Source organism: Streptomyces sp. NPDC053048, from assembly GCF_044547045.1.
GTDB lineage: Bacteria > Actinomycetota > Actinomycetes > Streptomycetales > Streptomycetaceae > Streptomyces.
The window spans coordinates 298864-314791 of record NZ_JBITZS010000006.1 but is presented as its reverse complement, the minus strand read 5'-3'; the positions used below and the strand labels follow the sequence as shown (position 1 = coordinate 314791).

12 protein-coding genes are annotated in these 15928 nt (G+C 72.2%); 5 read left to right on the top strand and 7 right to left on the bottom strand.

What is annotated here, in order from left to right; all coding sequences use genetic code 11:
• Positions 1-39: 39 nt before the first annotated feature.
• Genes ACIG36_RS18055 through ACIG36_RS18045 form a run of 3 tightly spaced genes read right to left on the bottom strand, consistent with a single transcriptional unit; the run spans position 40 to position 2426 of the window.
• Positions 40-807, bottom strand: coding sequence for an enoyl-CoA hydratase/isomerase family protein (locus tag ACIG36_RS18055; RefSeq protein ID WP_399928350.1), 768 nt, complete (start codon positions 805-807; stop codon positions 40-42).
• Positions 804-1259 (bottom strand): Zn-ribbon domain-containing OB-fold protein, encoded by a 456-nt coding sequence (locus tag ACIG36_RS18050; RefSeq protein ID WP_399928942.1) that lies wholly within the window; start codon positions 1257-1259, stop codon positions 804-806. Before ACIG36_RS18050 ends, ACIG36_RS18055 begins: the two co-directional genes overlap by 4 nt.
• 15 nt (positions 1260-1274) lie before the next feature.
• Positions 1275-2426, bottom strand: a complete 1152-nt coding sequence (locus tag ACIG36_RS18045) for a lipid-transfer protein (protein WP_399928347.1) — start codon at positions 2424-2426, stop codon at positions 1275-1277.
• A gap of 180 nt (positions 2427-2606) precedes the next feature.
• Here ACIG36_RS18045 and ACIG36_RS18040 point away from each other — a divergent pair, with 180 nt between their 5' ends.
• Positions 2607-4259: an AMP-binding protein gene (locus ACIG36_RS18040; RefSeq protein ID WP_399928346.1), complete on the top strand. Its 1653-nt coding sequence runs from the start codon at positions 2607-2609 to the stop codon at positions 4257-4259.
• Positions 4260-4383: 124 nt separating this feature from the next.
• On the opposite strand, the gene ACIG36_RS18035 is transcribed toward ACIG36_RS18040, so the two are convergent.
• The 3 genes from ACIG36_RS18035 to ACIG36_RS18025 form a co-directional block, all read right to left on the bottom strand.
• On the bottom strand, positions 4384-4641 hold the full coding sequence (locus ACIG36_RS18035) for a hypothetical protein (protein WP_399928343.1): 258 nt from the start codon (positions 4639-4641) through the stop codon (positions 4384-4386).
• Between the two features lie 630 nt (positions 4642-5271).
• Positions 5272-5535, bottom strand: coding sequence for a hypothetical protein (locus ACIG36_RS18030; RefSeq protein WP_399928341.1), 264 nt, complete (start codon positions 5533-5535; stop codon positions 5272-5274).
• Positions 5536-5854: 319 nt separating this feature from the next.
• The gene (locus ACIG36_RS18025) at positions 5855-8788 is read right to left on the bottom strand and encodes a BTAD domain-containing putative transcriptional regulator (RefSeq protein ID WP_399928339.1); all 2934 of its coding nucleotides are present in this window, start codon (positions 8786-8788) and stop codon (positions 5855-5857) included.
• Between the two features lie 155 nt (positions 8789-8943).
• Between ACIG36_RS18025 and ACIG36_RS18020 the strand changes: the two genes are divergently transcribed.
• From ACIG36_RS18020 to ACIG36_RS18005, 4 genes are all read left to right on the top strand, one after another.
• A complete protein-coding gene (locus tag ACIG36_RS18020; protein WP_399928336.1) occupies positions 8944-10164 on the top strand; it encodes an amidohydrolase family protein in 1221 nt (406 codons plus the stop codon).
• Between the two features lie 186 nt (positions 10165-10350).
• Positions 10351-11481, top strand: a complete 1131-nt coding sequence (locus ACIG36_RS18015) for an LLM class flavin-dependent oxidoreductase (RefSeq protein WP_399928334.1) — start codon at positions 10351-10353, stop codon at positions 11479-11481.
• A gap of 150 nt (positions 11482-11631) precedes the next feature.
• The gene (locus tag ACIG36_RS18010; RefSeq protein ID WP_399928331.1) at positions 11632-13407 is read left to right on the top strand and encodes an amidohydrolase family protein; all 1776 of its coding nucleotides are present in this window, start codon (positions 11632-11634) and stop codon (positions 13405-13407) included.
• A gap of 291 nt (positions 13408-13698) precedes the next feature.
• Positions 13699-15282: an APC family permease gene (locus tag ACIG36_RS18005; RefSeq protein ID WP_399928328.1), complete on the top strand. Its 1584-nt coding sequence runs from the start codon at positions 13699-13701 to the stop codon at positions 15280-15282.
• Between the two features lie 40 nt (positions 15283-15322).
• Here the strand turns inward: ACIG36_RS18005 and ACIG36_RS18000 are convergent, their stop codons facing one another.
• Positions 15323-15820: a nuclear transport factor 2 family protein gene (locus ACIG36_RS18000; RefSeq protein WP_399928326.1), complete on the bottom strand. Its 498-nt coding sequence runs from the start codon at positions 15818-15820 to the stop codon at positions 15323-15325.
• Between the last annotated feature and the right edge of the window lie 108 nt (positions 15821-15928).

The following is a 15928-nucleotide window of genomic DNA, read 5'->3' as shown; positions in this document are numbered from 1 at the left end:
CGGCCCCCGTAAGGGCCCCCGTAAGGGGGCTCCCGCCCCTCACCGCACGCGGTGCTCGCGCGTGCGGGCGGCGAAGCGGGCCGCCTGGGCGGCCGGGGGCAGGCTCCCCAGGGAGATGAGGTGCGGCGCCAGGGCGTGGGCATGGGCGCGGGCGGCCTCCTTGGCCGCCCACAGGGAACGCACTGTGCCCTGCACGGGCTCCGTCGGGTACGAGGCGATGACGGCCGCCGCCCGCAGGGCCGCGGTCACGGCCCCGCCGGGTGGGGTCAGCTCCGAGACCAGCCCGATCTCGTACGCGCGGCGCGCCGACAGGCGCTCCGCGGTGCCCATCAGCGCCGTCCGCGCCGCTTCCCCGAACGGCATCCGCTGGGCCATGAGCATGGACTCGTACGCGCTGACCATGCCGTACGAGGTGTGCGGGTCGAAGAAGGTCGCGTTCTCGGAGGCGACGACGAACTCGGCCTCGCCCAGCAGGTAGAACGCCCCGCCGCAGGCCATGCCGCCGACCGCCGCGACGACGGGCTTCCACAGGTCGGCGGCCTTGGGGCCGATGCCGCGCAGGGGATCGTCGAGCGAGTACGGCGAACCGGGCTGCGGGACGTCGGCGGAACGGTCGATGCCGGTGCAGAAGGCGCGGTCCCCGGCGCCGGTGAGGACGACGGCCCGCACGTCGTCGTCGCGTCGCACATCCGCCCACAGCGCGGCCAGTTCGGCGGCCGTGGCCAGGTCGATGGCGTTGTGGCGGTCGGGCCGGTCGAGGGTGACGAGGGCGACGCCGTCCGGGCGCTTCTCGACGCGGACGCTCATGGCTGCTCCAGCAGCCAGCGGGGCATGGTCACGCCCGGTGCGATCTCGGCGAAGGCCACTCGGACGGATGCGCCGGCGCGCAGCCGGGACGCGGGAACGGAGTCGAGGCCCGCGTCGGGTGCCGCGACCACATTGCCCACGAGGCGGATGCCGGGGGCGTCGGCGAGCTCCACGACGACGACGTTGTACGGGGCCTGTTCGGCATAGGCGCGCAGGAGGGGCGGGTGGGGCAGGACGTACGACCAGATGTGCCCGCGTCCGGACATTCGCCGCCACTCGACGGCGAAGGACTGGCAGGCCGGGCAGCAGGGCCTGGGCGGGAAACGGGGTGCGCCGCAGCCGCCGCAGGCCTGAACGCGCAGCTCACCGCGTGCGGCGTACTCCCAGAACGGCCGGCCGTCCGCGTCCGGGACGGGCAGCAGCAGGCCGTTGTCAGTGGTGACCCTCATCATGGAGGACATGAGCACTCAACTCCTCAGCAGCAGTGCCGATGTGGGGACGCCCTCGCCCGCCGTGACCAGGCAGGTCGCGGCGCCGGACACCTGCGCGGTGGAGGTGCCGCGGAGTTGCCGGACGCCCTCGTTGATGAGGTTGAAGCCATGGACGTAAGCCTCGCTGAGACCGCCGCCACCGGTGTTCACCGGGAGCCGGCCGCCGAGTTCGAGGGCGCCGCCCTCGGTGAAAGCCGCGCCCTCCCCGCGTCCGCAGAAGCCATAGCCCTCGAGCGAGAGTGGGACGAGCGCGGTGAACGCGTCGTAGATCTGGGCCACATGGACGTCGCCGGGGCCGAAGTCGGCGTGCTTCCAGAGCTGCCGGGCCGCCGTCCAGGAGGGGCCGGACAGCGGGTCGTCGGTCCAGTAGTTGACCATGCCGTGATGCTGGGCGGGAAGCCCCTGGGCGGCGGAGTGGACGTACACCGGGGCGCGGCGGCAGTCGCGGGCGCGCTCGGCGGAGACGACGACGCAGGCCAGTGCCCCGTCCGTCTCGAGGCAGTTGTCGTAGAGGCAGAGCGGCTCGCTGATCCAGCGGGAGGACATGTACATCGAGCGGGTCAGCGGGCGTTCGTACATCACCGCGGCGGGGTTCTGGTTGGCGCGGTTGCGGCAGGCCAGCGCGACGTTGAAGAGGTGATCGCGGGTGGCGCCGTACTCGTGCAGATAGCGGCGGGTGAGCATCGCGATCTCGTCGGCGGGGCGGAGGAGGCCATACGGACGGGTCCACTGCCCCGGAGTGGGCAGCTGGGCCCGGACGTTGCTCCAGGGACGGGGGCCCGAGCCGCGCTTGCGTGAGCGCCAGGCGACGCCGACGGTGGCCTGGCCGGTGGTGATCGCGGCGGCGAGGTGGGCGACGGTGGCGCACGAGCCGCCTCCGCCGTAGCCGACCCGGGAGAAGAAGGTCACGTCGCCCGCGCCGATGGCCTTGGCGAGTTCGACCTCGTCGGTCTCCTCCATGGTGTACGAGGCGAAGGCGTCGACCTCGGAAGGGTGGATGCCGGCGTCGTCCAGCGCGGCGAGGACGGCGCGGCACGCGAGGGTTTTCTCGGATTCCGGAAGTTGTCGGGCGAAGGGGGTCTGGCCGATGCCGACGATCGCGGTGGTGTCCTTGAGTGTTGCCGTCATCACGACCTCCGGACTGCTGTTCCGCGTCCTGGTGTTCGGCGTTCGGGTGTTCAGTGTCCTGATGTTCTGCGCGCGACCTGCGCTTTCGATGCTGACAGCGCGGAAGGGTATCGCTAATCTGACGAACAGTCAGCTACTGGCGTTGGCGGGGCGCCGGCCCGGTGCCCGGGAGGGCATGCGATGCGCGGTGACCTGGAATTCGGCTCGATACCCCGGCTCGTCCGCATCGCGGCGGAGCGCTACGCCGACCGCGAGGCCGTCGTCGAGGGCCGCACCCGGGTCTCCTACCGGCAGCTCGGTGAGCGCGTGGAGCGGGCCGCCGCCGCGTGCCTGGCCGCCGGGGTCGAGGCGGGGGACCGGGTGGCCCTCTGGGCCCCGAATACCCTGGACTGGATCGTCTCCGCCCTGGGGGCGGTGACGGCCGGCGCGGTGCTCGTCCCGGTCAACACCCGCTTCAAGGGCGCGGAGGCCGTCCAGGTCCTGGCGCGCACACGGGCCCGGCTCCTCTTCGTCACCGGCACGTTCCTCGGCACGTCCTACGTCGCCGCACTGCGCAGCGCGGCGGGGGCCGGACCGGGGACGGGTCCGGGGGCCGGCCCGGGGCCTGACGGCCCTCGGCGGGGGCCGCTGCCGGGGCTGCCGCACTTACGGGACGTCGTCGTCCTGGCCGACGACGCTCCCGCCGACTTCCTCAGCCGGCGGGAGTTCCTCGCGGCCGGGGGCGCCGTGCCCACCGGGGCGGTACGGGCACGGGCCGACGCCGTCGATCCCGGTGCCGCGTCCGACATCCTCTTCACCTCGGGCACCACGGGGGTGCCCAAGGGGGCCGTCATCACCCATGCGCAGACGCTGCGTGCGTTCGCGGACTGGGGCACGCTGGCCGGGCTACGGGAAGGAGATCGCTATCTGATCGTCAACCCCTTCTTCCACGCCTTCGGGTACAAGGCGGGCATCATCGCGGCGATGATGCGCGGCGCGACGATGGTTCCGCAGCCGGTCTTCAGTCCGGAGGCGGTGCTGGCCACCATCGGTGCCGAGCGGATCAGTGTCTTGCCGGGGCCGCCCACCCTGTACCAGTCGCTGCTCGATCATCCGGGGCTGGCGGCCCACGACCTGTCGTCCCTGCGGGTCGTCGTGACGGGGGCGGCCGTGGTGCCCCGGCGGCTGATCGACCGGCTGACGGACGAGCTGGGCATCCCGACGGTGCTGACCGCGTACGGCATGAGCGAGGCCACGGGGGTGGTCACCATGTGCCGGCGCGGTGACCCGGCCCAGGTGGTGGCCGGTACGTCGGGGCGGCCCGTTCCCGGCACGGAGGTGCGGGTGGTGGGGGCGGACGGAGCTCCGCTGCCGGCCGGTGAGGCCGGGGAGATCCTGGTGCGCGGTTACCAGGTGATGTCCGGCTACTTCGAGGACGAGGAGGCTACGGAGCGGGCCGTCGACGCGGACGGCTGGCTGCACAGCGGGGACATCGGCGTGCTGGACGCGGACGGCAACCTCCGGGTGACCGACCGGTTGAAGGACCTGTTCATCGTGGGTGGGTTCAACGCGTACCCCGCCGAGATCGAGCAGGTGCTGGGCCGGCATCCGGGGGTCGCGGAGGTGGCCGTCGTCGGGGTGCCGGACGCGCGCCTGGGCGAGGTGGGCAAGGCGTTCGTGGTGCGGAGCCCCGGCGTGCGCCCTCGGGTGACGGTGGAGGCGCTGATCGCGTGGGCGCGGCGGGAGATGGCGAACTACAAGGTGCCGAGGGAGGTGGAGTTCGTGGCGGCGCTGCCGCGGAACGCGGCGGGAAAGGTGCTCAAGGGCGTGCTCCGTGAGGGGCCGCAACGGTAGGAAGCCGCCCCACGAGCACCGGACGGGCCGAGTCGTCTGTTCTGTCAGCCCGGTCCGGCGCGGTGGGCGTCGGTTGGCGTGGTGCGGTCAGCCGACGCGGTGGGATCGTCCGACGCGGTGGGCGTCAGGCGATGTGGTGGGTGTCGGCCGGGTGGTCGTCCGAACCGCCGTTGAGGGTGATGGCCGGGTGGTCGTCGTCGGCACCGTCCGCGTGGTCGTCGAAGACCCGGGTGAGCTGCACGGCGGCGGTCTCGGTGGCCGGGTGGTCGTCGTCGGCGACGGCCGGGACGGCGCCGAGTATCGCGGCCGCGGCGGCGACGCCGAGTATCGCCAGTGTCCTGCGGCGGCGGGCCGTCGGGGCGTTCGTCGTCGTGCGGTTCATCGCTGCTCCTCTGTTCGGGGGTTGTGGCGCATGGGTCGCTGGGTGGTGATCGTCGGTGGACGTCCCGGTTGAAGGCTCCGGTAAAGGCTCCGGTAGAGACTCCGGTGAACGTCGCGACGAACCGTCCGGTGGGGCGCGGCTGCGCCCGGAACAACACGCAGGGGCCGGCATCGACGGCTCCCCCTCCCCGCCGTCGACGCCGGCCCCTGTCGATCCCCCGTTGTTCTTGCCGCCCCTCGTCGGCCACTCGCGAACCGTCCCCGTTGACTGCCGGACGGTTCCCCCGTCGAGTGGCTTCCCCCGTCGAGGGGCTCCCCCGTGGACGCGTCCCCCGTGCTGCCGTGTTCGTTCCCCCGTGGCAGTACCGCGTCCGTTCCCGTTCCCCCGTTTCCCGTTCCCCCGTCGTACTGCTTCCCCCGTGGTACCGCTTTCGTGTCCCCCGTCAGGCCGCCGGCAGGATCCCCCGGTGCTTGCCCTGCCGACGCCCTGCCGGTTCACCGCCGGCCGGTTTCCCGGCCGGGACTCGCTCTTCCCTCGTCCCCTGTTTTCCCCCGTCGCCCCCAGGGGACCTGGTGGGTCCGGGAGCTTCCGGCCGATGTCTGGCGGAAGCTCCCCGACGCACGCGTCAGGTCAGAACGGCTTCTCGGTCGTCGGGTGGTCGTCCAGCAGACGCAGCGGCGGCGGACTCGTGGGGTGGTCGTCCTTCAGGACGAACGGTTCACCCCCGGTGGGGTGGTCGTCCGCTGGCCGGGCCTGCGCCGCGACGAACGGCTCACCCCCGGTCGGGTGGTCGTCCCCGGGCCGGGCCTGCATCGCGACGAACGGCTCACCCCCGGTGGGGTGATCGTCCCCCGGCGCTGCCTTGACTGGCTTGAGCTGCGGCTCGTCGCTCATGGTGTCTGCTCCAGGTGGTCAATGCGAGTCGTAAGGTTTGATGGGGACTGCAGAACCCGCCCGGCGACTCCCCCGAGGACCGCCGGACGGGCACATCAGGGCTGTTCACCCTGAAGGTGAGGCCTCACCTACGACCCGCCTGCCCCCCGACGCGACGGATCGACGTCTTCTAGAGTGCCGTCTCGCGATAAACGATCGATGAACGGGCACGTGACAGCGTTTTTCGGAGAGTTGCGGACCCTTTTTGCACCATTCTGAAGGCGCGCCGAAATCCGTCACGAACCGTCACACGTCACACGTCACAGTCCCGCAGAACGCCCTAAGCCGCCGCCACCGGCGTCAGCAGCCCCCGTACCTCCGCCGCCTCCGGCGAGCCCAGCTGCTCGAAGATGGCCAGCGCCTCCGTCCAGCAGGCGTGGGCACGGCCCGGCTGGCCCAGTGCGTCCAGGGAACGGCCCAGTACGGTCAGGGTGGTCGCGCGCCGCCTGGCCCCGCCGATGCCGCGCAGCTGTACCAGGGACTGCTCGGCGTGGGCGGCGGCCTGGGCGGGCCGGCGGGCGGCGAAGTGCAGCTCGGCCATGCGGAAGACGGTCATGCCCTCCCACAGCCGCTGCCGGTTGTCGCGGAAGATGGGCAGCGCCTCGTGCAGCCGGGCCAGCGCGTCGTCGAACCGCCCGGCCTCGGTGAGCGCCAGGGCGTACGCGTAGAGGCCGTTGGCGAGCCGCCAGGAGACGTTGACCTCGCGGTAGATGTCCAGCGCCTGTTCGGCCAGGCGCACGGCGGACTGCACCCGTCCCGTCCCCAGGTGGACCCGGGAGAGGTTGCTCAGGGTGCTCGCCTCGCCGGGCCTGTTGCCGTCCGCCCGGAAGTAACTCAGCGCCTGGCTGACGTACTTCTCGGCGTCCTCGTGGCGCTGCTGGTAGATGGCGGCGATGGCACGGTTGTTGGAGCCGTAGCAGCAGGCGATGGGGTCGTCGCTGGCGCGGCCGAGGAGCACCGCGTGGCGGCCGTGCTCGTCGGCCAGGGCGAAGCGGTCGGACCAGTTGTAGACGTGCGTCAGCACCGTCCGCGCGCGCCCCTCGGCGCGGGCGTCGCCGGCCGCCTGGGTGGCGGCGAGCAGGGCGGTGGCGGCCAGTTCGTACTGGCGGGAGTCGGCGCCGGACTCGGCCAGGTCCTTCGCCGCGAGCAGCAGGTCCACCGCGCGCCGCAGGGTGTCACCGGTGGCGTTCGCGTGCTGGCGGACGCAGGCGAGCAGGCAGCCGGCTTCCGCGAACAGCCAGTCGCCGGCCGCGCTGCGGTCGGTGAACGTCAGGCCCGGGTGGGAGGTCGGGGTCAGGTGCGCCAGGAGCTGGTCGCCGGGCCGTTCCAGGACGTACACGCCGGCGGCGGTGGCGAGGTAGAAGTCCAGCAGCCGGGACATCGCGGCCGCGCGCTCGGCGGGCGGCTGCTCGTCCCGTTCGGCGCATGCACGCGCGTAGAGGCGTACGAGGTCGTGGAAGCGGTACCGGCCCGGTGCGGCGGATTCCAGGAGCGAGGTGTCGACCAGCGACTCCAGCAGCTCCTCGGTGTCGTCGGGGTCCAGGTCGAGGACGGCGGCCGCGGCGGCGAGCGAGATGTCCGGCCCGTCGGCGAGGCCCAGCAGGCGGAAGGCGCGGGCCTGGGCGGGCTCGAGCTGCCCGTAGCCCAGCTCGAAGGTGGCCTTGACGGCGAGGTCGCCGGCCCGCAGCTCGTCCAGGCGCCTGCGCTCGTCCCCGAGCTTGCGGGCCAGGACGGACACGGTCCAGGTGCGCCGGGCGGCCAGCCGGGAGGCGGCGATGCGGATGGCCAGCGGCAGGAAGCCGCAGGCGGCGACGACGTCCATCGCGGCGTCGCGCTCCGCGCCGACCCGCTCCTCGCCGACGATCCGGGTGAACAGGACGAGCGCTTCCTCCGGGCTCATCACGTCCAGGTCGACCAGGTGCGCGCCGGCCAGGTCGACCATGCGGATGCGGCTGGTGACGAGCGCGGCGCAGCCCTCGTTGCCCGGCAGCAGCGGGCGGACCTGGGCGGCGTCGCGGGCGTTGTCCAGCAGGGTGAGCACCTTGCGGCCGTCGAGGGTGGAGCGGAAGAGGGCGGCGCGCTCCTCGACGCCCTCCGGGATGGCGGAATCCGGCACTCCGAGGGCGCGGAGGAAGGATCCGAGGACCGCCTCCGGCTCGGCGACGACCGGCCCGGCGCCCTGCAGGTCCACATACAGCTGGCCGTCGGGGAAGCGGTGCCGGGCGGCGTGCGCGACGTGCACGGCGAGGGTGGTCTTGCCGACGCCGCCGATGCCCGCGACGGCCGAGACCGCCATGATGCGGCCCTCGGCGGTGGCCAGCTGGTCGCTGAGCTCGTGGACGAACGCGGCGCGGCCGGTGAAGTCCGAGACGGTGGCGGGCAGCTGGGCGGGGCGGATGAAGGTGGGGCCCGCCGAGCCGCGCTCGGCGGGGGAGAAGTGCACGGTGAGGTCGGTGTCGGCGTTGAGGATGCGCTGCTGCAGCTCGGAGAGCTCGGCGCACGGGTCCACGCCGAGCTCGTCGGCCAGCAGCCGCCGGGTGTCCGCGTAGACCGCCAGCGCCTCGGCCTGCCGCCCGCTGCGGTACAGGGCGAGCATCAGCAGCTCGCGCAGCCGCTCGCGCAGCGGGTGCGCGGCCGTCAGGGCGGTGAGCTCCGAGACGGCCTCGGCGTGCCCGCCGACCTCGAGGTCGAGGTCGAGCCGGGTCTCGATCAGCGTCAGCCGCCACTCCTCCAGCCGGGTCCGCTGCGTCTGGGCGTACGGCCCCGACAGGCCGGCCAGCGGCTCGCCGTCCCACAGCGCCAGGGCCTGGTTGAGCAACTCCCGCGCCCGCGCCCGGTCGCCGAGCCCGCGGGCCTTGTCGGCCTCGGCGGCCAGCCGTTCGGCCTCGTCGATATCCAGCCCGTCCGCGGGAACGCGTATCGCGTAGCCGCCCGCCTCGCTCACCAGCGCTTCCGCGTCCGCGCCGAAGGCCTTCCGCAGCCGCGAGGCGTACGTGCGCAGCGCCGCCAGTGCCGCGTGCGGCGGCTCGCCGCCCCACAGGGCGTCCACCAGCTCCGCTGCCGTCGCCGTGCGCCCGCCGCGCAGCAGCAGGGCGGCGAGCAGGGCCCGCTGCTGCGGCGAGCCGGTGCTGAGTGGTTCCTCCCCGCGCCAGGCGCGGACGGGCCCGAGCACGGCGAAACGCAGTTGCTGCCCGTGCCCTGTATCACCGGCCATCGTGACCCCCTGCCCTGTCCTGCTCGGTCGCACCGGCCAGTCTGCCTTGTTCAGGGCCTCTGCGTCAGCAGGGGTCCGGCCTCTCCACGAGGCCCGCCGGGGGCCGTCCGGCCGCTTGGCTGACGCTGCGTCAGATCGGCGCTAACGTGTCGGCCATGGCGAGCTTCCCCAAGATAATCTCGGTGGACGACCACACGGTCGAGCCCTCCGACGTCTGGCGGAACCGGCTTCCGGCGAAATTCCGCGACGTCGGGCCAAGGATCGTAAGGGCCCCCGTGAAGGAGATGACCTTCGTCGGCGGACGCTTCGCACCCGTCATGGGGCCTCCCGGGGGCGACGGGCCGGTGGCGGACTGGTGGGTCTATGAGGATTTGTGCCGTCCTCTCACGCGGCTGGATACCGCCGTCGGATACTCCAGGGACGAGATCCGGCTCGAAGGAATCACCTACGAACAGATGCGGCCGGGTTCGTACAGCGTTCCCGAGCGACTGGCCGACATGGACCTCAATCACGTCCAGTCGGCCCTGTGCTTCCCGACGTTCCCGCGCTTCTGCGGCCAGACCTTCACCGAGGCCGCCGACCGGGAGCTGGCGCTGCTGTGCGTTCGGGCCTACAACGACTGGATGGTCGAGGAGTGGTGCGGCCCGGCCGCGGGCGGCCGGCTGATCCCGCTCGTCATCGTGCCGCTGTGGGACGCGGCCCTGGCCGCCGAGGAGGTGCGGCGCAACGCCGCCCGGGGCGTGCGGGCCGTGTGTTTCTCCGAGATCCCGCCCCATCTGGGCCTGCCGTCGGTCCACTCCGACGACTGGGATCCGTTCCTGCGCGCCTGCGCCGAGACCGGGACGGTCGTGGCGATGCACATCGGTTCGTCCTCGCGCATGCCCTCGACGTCGGAGGACGCCCCGCCCGCCGTCGGTTCGGCGCTCACCTTCGCCAACTGCTGCTTCTCGATGGCCGACTGGCTGATGTCGGGCAAATTCGACCGCTTCCCCGACCTGCGCGTCATGTACGCGGAGGGTCAGATCGGCTGGATCCCGTACGTCCTGGAGCGCGCGGACGTGGTGTGGGAGGAGAACCGCGGCTGGGGCGGCATCGCCGACAAGGTGCTGCGGCCCCCGTCGGAGGCGTTCGCCGAGCACGTCTTCGGCTGTTTCTTCGACGACGCCTTCGGCCTGCGCAACCTGGACGCCATCGGCGCCGGGAACGTCCTCTACGAGACGGACTACCCGCACTCCGACTCCACCTGGCCCCGGTCGCGGGAGGTGGCCGAGCGGCAGATGGGCCACCTCGCGCCCGAGGTGACCGAGAAGGTCGTGCGCGGCAACGCGATCGAGCTGCTGGGGCTGACAGGGGACGGGCTGTGGGCGGGGGCCTGAGGGGCGGCCAGGGCCTCGGGCGGCCAGGAGTCGAGGGTGGCGGCCAGGGGCATCCGTGACGGCCGAGGGCGGCGGTCCGGGGTGCCCGGCGACCGGCCTCTTGACGCTCCCCGCACGCGGTGCCACAGTCGCACCTACTCGATCTGACGACTAGTCAGAAATATCGGAAGACAGGCGGTGGCCTCCGTGGAGTTCGGGATCTTCGTGCAGGGCTACGTACCGGCGAGCCGGTCCCGGACCGACCCGCAGGCCGAGCACCACGCGCTGATGGAGGAGGCCGAATACGTCATCCAGGCGGACAGGTCCGGCTTCAAGTACGCCTGGGCCTCCGAGCACCACTTCCTGGACGAGTACTCGCACCTGTCCGCCAACGACGTCTTCCTCGGCTACCTGGCCCACGCCACCGAGCGCATCCACCTCGGTTCCGGCATCTTCAACCCGCTGCCGCAGGTCAACCACCCCGCCAAGGTCGCCGAGAAGGCCGCCATGCTCGACCACCTCTCCGGCGGGCGCTTCGAGTTCGGCACCGGGCGAGGCGCGGGCAGCCACGAGATCCTGGGCTTCCTGCCGGGCGTCACCGACATGGACGCCACCAAGGAGATCTGGGAAGAGACGATCGCCGAATTCCCCAAGATGTGGCGGCAGGGGGAGTACGAGGGCTTCACCGGCCGCCACTGGTCGCTGCCGCCGCGCCGGATCCTGCCCAAGCCGTACGGGCCCTCCCACCCCGCCATGTGGTACGCCGCCGGCTCGCCCTCCTCCTACGCGATGGCCGCCCGCAAGGGGCTGGGCGTCCTGGGGTTCAGCGTGCAGAAGGTCTCCGACATGGAGTGGGTCGTCGACTCCTACCGCACGGCGGTCGCGGAGGCCCGGCCCGTCGGCGACTTCGTCAACGACAACGTCATGGTCACCACGACCGCGATCTGCGCGGAGACCCACCAGGAGGCGGTGCGGATCGCCGCCGGCGGCGGTCTCCATTACCTGCAGTCGCTGCTCTTCCGCTACCACGACACCTTCCCGCGTCCGGAGGGCATCCCGCGGTGGCCCGAGCTGCTGCCCGAGTACACCGAGGAGATCATCGAGCTGCTCATCGCCGAGGAGCTGATGATCTGCGGCGACCCGGACGAGGTCTTCCGGCAGTGCAAGCGCTGGGAGCAGGCGGGAGCCGACCAGCTGTCCTTCGGGCTGCCGGTGGGCGTCCCGTACGAGGACACCCTGCGGACGATCCGGCTCATCGGCGAGCACGTCGTCCCGAAGATCGACACGGACCCGGTCCACCGCACCACGCGCTTCCGCCAGGCCGCGGCCAGGGCCTGAGCGAGGCGCCCCCGCGCACCGGGGCGGCGCCTCCCGGGTCGCCGCCCCGGCCCTTGGGGTTTGTCAGGGCTTACGGGGGCTGTACGCGCGCGTGCCGCCGGCCCGGCGCGCGCGGCCGCCGGAACGCCGAGCGAGAGGACCACGATCACCGTGCTGGACCACCTCTACCGCCGCGCCACCGTCGTCGACGGCACCGGAGGGCCCGCCTACGTCGCCGACGTCGGCATACGGGACGGCCGCATCGCGGTGATCGAGCGCCACCGGGGACGCGGCCCGGTCAGGGTGAAGGCGGGCGGACGGCTCGGCGAGCGGGCGCGCGTCGAGGAGGACGCGGACGGGCTCGTCCTCGCCCCCGGTTTCGTCGACCCGCACACGCACTACGACGCGCAGCTCTTCTGGGATCCGTACGCCACCCCGTCCATGAGCCACGGCGTGACCACGGTCGTCGGGGGCAACTGCGGGTTCACCCTCGCCCCGCTCAACCCCGCCCGGCCCGCCGACGCCGACTACACGCGGCGGATGATGAGCAGGGTCGAAGGCATGCCGCTGGCGGCCCTGGAGGAGGGCGCGCCGTGGAACTGGTCGTCCTTCGGCGACTACCTCGACGCCCTGGGGGCCGCCGGTATCGCCGTCAACGCCGGGTTCATGGTGGGCCACTGCGCGCTGCGGCGGTACGTGATGGGCCCGGACGCCGTGGGCGGCACGCCCGACGAGACGCAGCTGCGGCGGATGGTCGCGCTGCTGCACGAGGCCATGGACGCCGGGGCGTGGGGCCTGTCCACCACCCGGTCCGACTCCCACTCCGACGGCGCCGGCGACCCGGTGGCCTCCCGCCACGCGCTGCCGGACGAACTCCTCGCCCTCGCCCGCGCGGTCGGCGAACACGAGGGCACCCAGCTGGAGGCGATCGTCGCCGGTTGCCTGGACCGCTTCTCGGAGGAGGAGTCCGAGCTGCTGGTGCGGATGACGGCCGCCGCCGGGCGCCCCCTGAACTGGAACGTCTTCACCATCGACTCGGCCGCGCCCGACCGCGTGCCGCACCAGCTCGCCCCGAGCGAGCGCGCACGCGCGCGTGGCGGGAGGATCGTGGCCCTGACGATGCCCATCCTCACCCCCATGAACATGTCGCTGGGCACCTTCTGCGCCCTCAACCTCCTGCCCGGCTGGGGCGACGTGCTCGGCCTGCCGGTGCCCGAGCGGATCGACCGGCTGCGCGACCCGGCCGTGCGGGCCGCACTGCTGCGGGGCGCGGCGAGCCCGGAGGCGGGCGTCTTCCGGCGGCTGACCGACTTCGGCCGGTACGTCATCGGTGACACGTACGCCAAGGAGAACGACGGCCTGACCGGGCGGGTGGTCGAGGACATCGCCACCGAGCGGGGCACCGACCCCTTCGCGACACTGGTCGACATCTGCGTCACCGACGAGCTGCGCACGGTCCTGTGGCCGATGCCGACGGACAACGACCCGGCCAGCTGGGAGCTGCGCCGCCGCGTCTGGGACCACGAGGACGTGCTGCTGGGCGGCTCGGACGCGGGGGCGCACCTGGACCGGATGTGCGGCGCGCCCTACACGACGCGCTTTCTGGGTGACTGCCTGCGGGGGCGGCGGCTGGTGCCGCTGGAGCGGGCGGTGCGGATGCTGAGCGACGCGCCGGCGCGGCTGTTCGGACTGCGCGGGCGGGGCCGGATCGCCGAGGGCTGGTGCGCGGACCTGGTGCTGTTCGATCCGGAACGGATCGACGCGGGGGCGGCGACGCTGGTGCGCGACCTGCCCGGCGGCGGCGCACGGCTGGACGCGCGGGCGGTGGGAGTGGTGAGCGTGCGCGTCAACGGGGTGGAGACGGTGCGGCACGACGTGGTGACGGGGGCGGTGCCGGGGCGGGTGCTGCGGTCGGGGCGGGACACGGAGACGGTGGGGACGGCGTGAAGGGCGGGGATGGCGGGAATGCCGGGGAGGGCGTGAACGTCGGGGAGGGCGTGAACGTCGGGGATGGCGTGAACGTCGGCGGCGGGAAAATTTTGAATCGGGGCAAAAGGGGCTCGGGTGCGGTTCCCGTAGGAGGATGCGCGGGCGGTGGGGTCGCGATGTTACCGGTCGTAACCCGCGAACCCCCTTCGTTTGCAAGGTCAACTCATCTCAGTCGGCGGCCCGTTAAAGGTTCGCTCTCCGGATGTTTGCCCTCCGGTTGCGGAAACAGCAGGACTTAACGTCCTCGCCATGGTTCACGTACATCCGCGGCCACGGGCCGGAGACACGGTAATGAGCGTCGCCGGCCGCGACGCGGGAAGAGTGCGCGCCAAGGGACTCAGCGGGAATTCCGTCGGCCTGCTGGGCAGTGCCGTCATCGGGATCTCCACCGTCGCGCCCGTGTACTGCCTGACGTCCACCCTCGGCCCGACCGTCGGTGAGGTGGGGGTGCAGATGCCCGCCGTCTTCCTCGCGGGCTTCCTCCCGATGCTGCTCGTCGCCTTCGCCTACCGCGAGCTCAACGCCGCGCTGCCCGACTGCGGTACGTCCTTCACCTGGACGGTACGGGCCTTCGGCCCCCGCGTCGGCTGGATGTGCGGCTGGGGTCTGGTCATCGCGACCATCATCGTGCTGTCGAACCTCGCGGGCGTCGCGACCTCCTTCTTCTACCTGCTGCTGGGCGAGATCACCGGCAACGACGGCATCGCCGCCCTCGACGACGACCGGATCGTCCATGTGGCGACCTGCCTGGCCTTCATCGCCGTCGCGACCGCCGTCAGCTACCGCGGGATGACCGCGACCAAGGGCGTGCAGTACGCGCTGGTCGGCCTCCAGCTGGCGGTGCTGGCGGTGTTCGTCGCGATGGCTGTCACCAAGGCCCGTTCCGGCGAGCTCGCCGGCTCCATCGACTTCTCCTGGACGTGGCTCAACCCCTTCGGCGTGGAGTCCTTCAGCGCCTTCACGGCCGGCCTGTCACTGTCGATCTTCATGTACTGGGGGTGGGACGCCTGCCTGACGGTGAACGAGGAGACGCAGGGCAGCGCGAAGACCCCCGGACGGGCCGCTCTCCTCGCCATGGTCGTGCTCGTCGGCTCGTACCTGCTGACGGCCGTGGCCGCCCAGATGTTCTCGGGCGTCGGCGACAAGGGCACCGGCCTCGGCAACCCCGACACCTCCGGCAACGTCTTCGCCGCGCTGGCCGACCCCGTGATGGGCACGGGACTGGGCGTCCTGCTGTTCGTCGCCGTCCTGGCGTCGGCGGCCGCCAGCCTGCAGACGACGTTCCTGCCGGTCGCGCGGACCGTGCTCGCCATGAGCAGCTACCGGGCGCTGCCGCCGTCCTTCGCCCGCATACACCCGCGCTTCAAGTCCCCCGGGCGCGCGACGATCGCCGCCGGGGCGGCCACCGGCGTCTTCTACGCGGTGATGAGCTTCCTCAGCGAGAACATCCTGATCGACACGGTGTACGCGCTGGGCCTGATGATCTGCTTCTACTACTCGATCACGGCGTTCGCCTGCGCGTGGTTCTTCCGCGGCGAGCTGCGGAAGTCGGCGCGGGACGCGCTGCTGAAGGGCGTCTTCCCTGTGGTGGGCGGACTGCTGCTGGCGGCCGTCTTCTGCAAGACGCTGTACGACATGTGGGATCCGGAGTACGGCAGCGGCAGCGCGGTGCTCGGCGTCGGCTCGGTCTTCGTGATCGGGGTGGGCCTGCTGGTCGTCGGCGCCGCGCTCATGGAGCTGATGCGGCGCCGCAGCCCGGAGTTCTTCCGCGGCGAGGTGCTGACGCGGTCGACGCCGGCGCTGGTGGTGGTGGAGGAGGAGCGAGCCGGGTGAACGGCTGTATCCGCGGTATCCGCGGTATCCGCTATATCCCCTATATCCGCAGGGCTCCGACGGGGAGGACGGGCGGTTCGCCCGTGGTCCAGATGGCGTCGACGGTCACGTGGCGGAGGCGCCGGCCGTCCGGGGTGTCGATCAGTTCGGCCTCGTAGCGGCCGCCGACGGTGAAGAGGGGGTTGGCGTCCGCGCCACGTGCCTGGAGGGTGGAGTCGAGGTGCACGTGCGTCATCAGGGCGTTCCACGAGACAGTGGTCCGTCCTGTGGTGGCGTCATGACGGACCAGCACGTCGGAAGCGGTGTGCTGGGTGCGTGCGAACCTCCCGATCGCCTCCTCGGTGTGCTGCCGCACGGCTTCGATGCCCTCGACGATGCCGATGGGCGTCACCATGCGCGTGTCGTCGGTGAAGTAGGAGCGGGCCCAGTCCGGCGCGAACTCCCGCTTGTCGAGCTCGAGGAAGAGGCCGCTGATGAGGGCGCTGACGTGCGTGCTGACGTGCGTGCTGATGGCGATGTGATCCGTGGGAGTGGTCATGGCTGAAGCCTCACACCTGAAGTGGACTTGAGGTCAAGGGCCGGCCCGGCCGCCCGCGCTTCTCCGGTCGTCAGGAGTGACGCACGGGACATAGGTGAGAATGTCTCC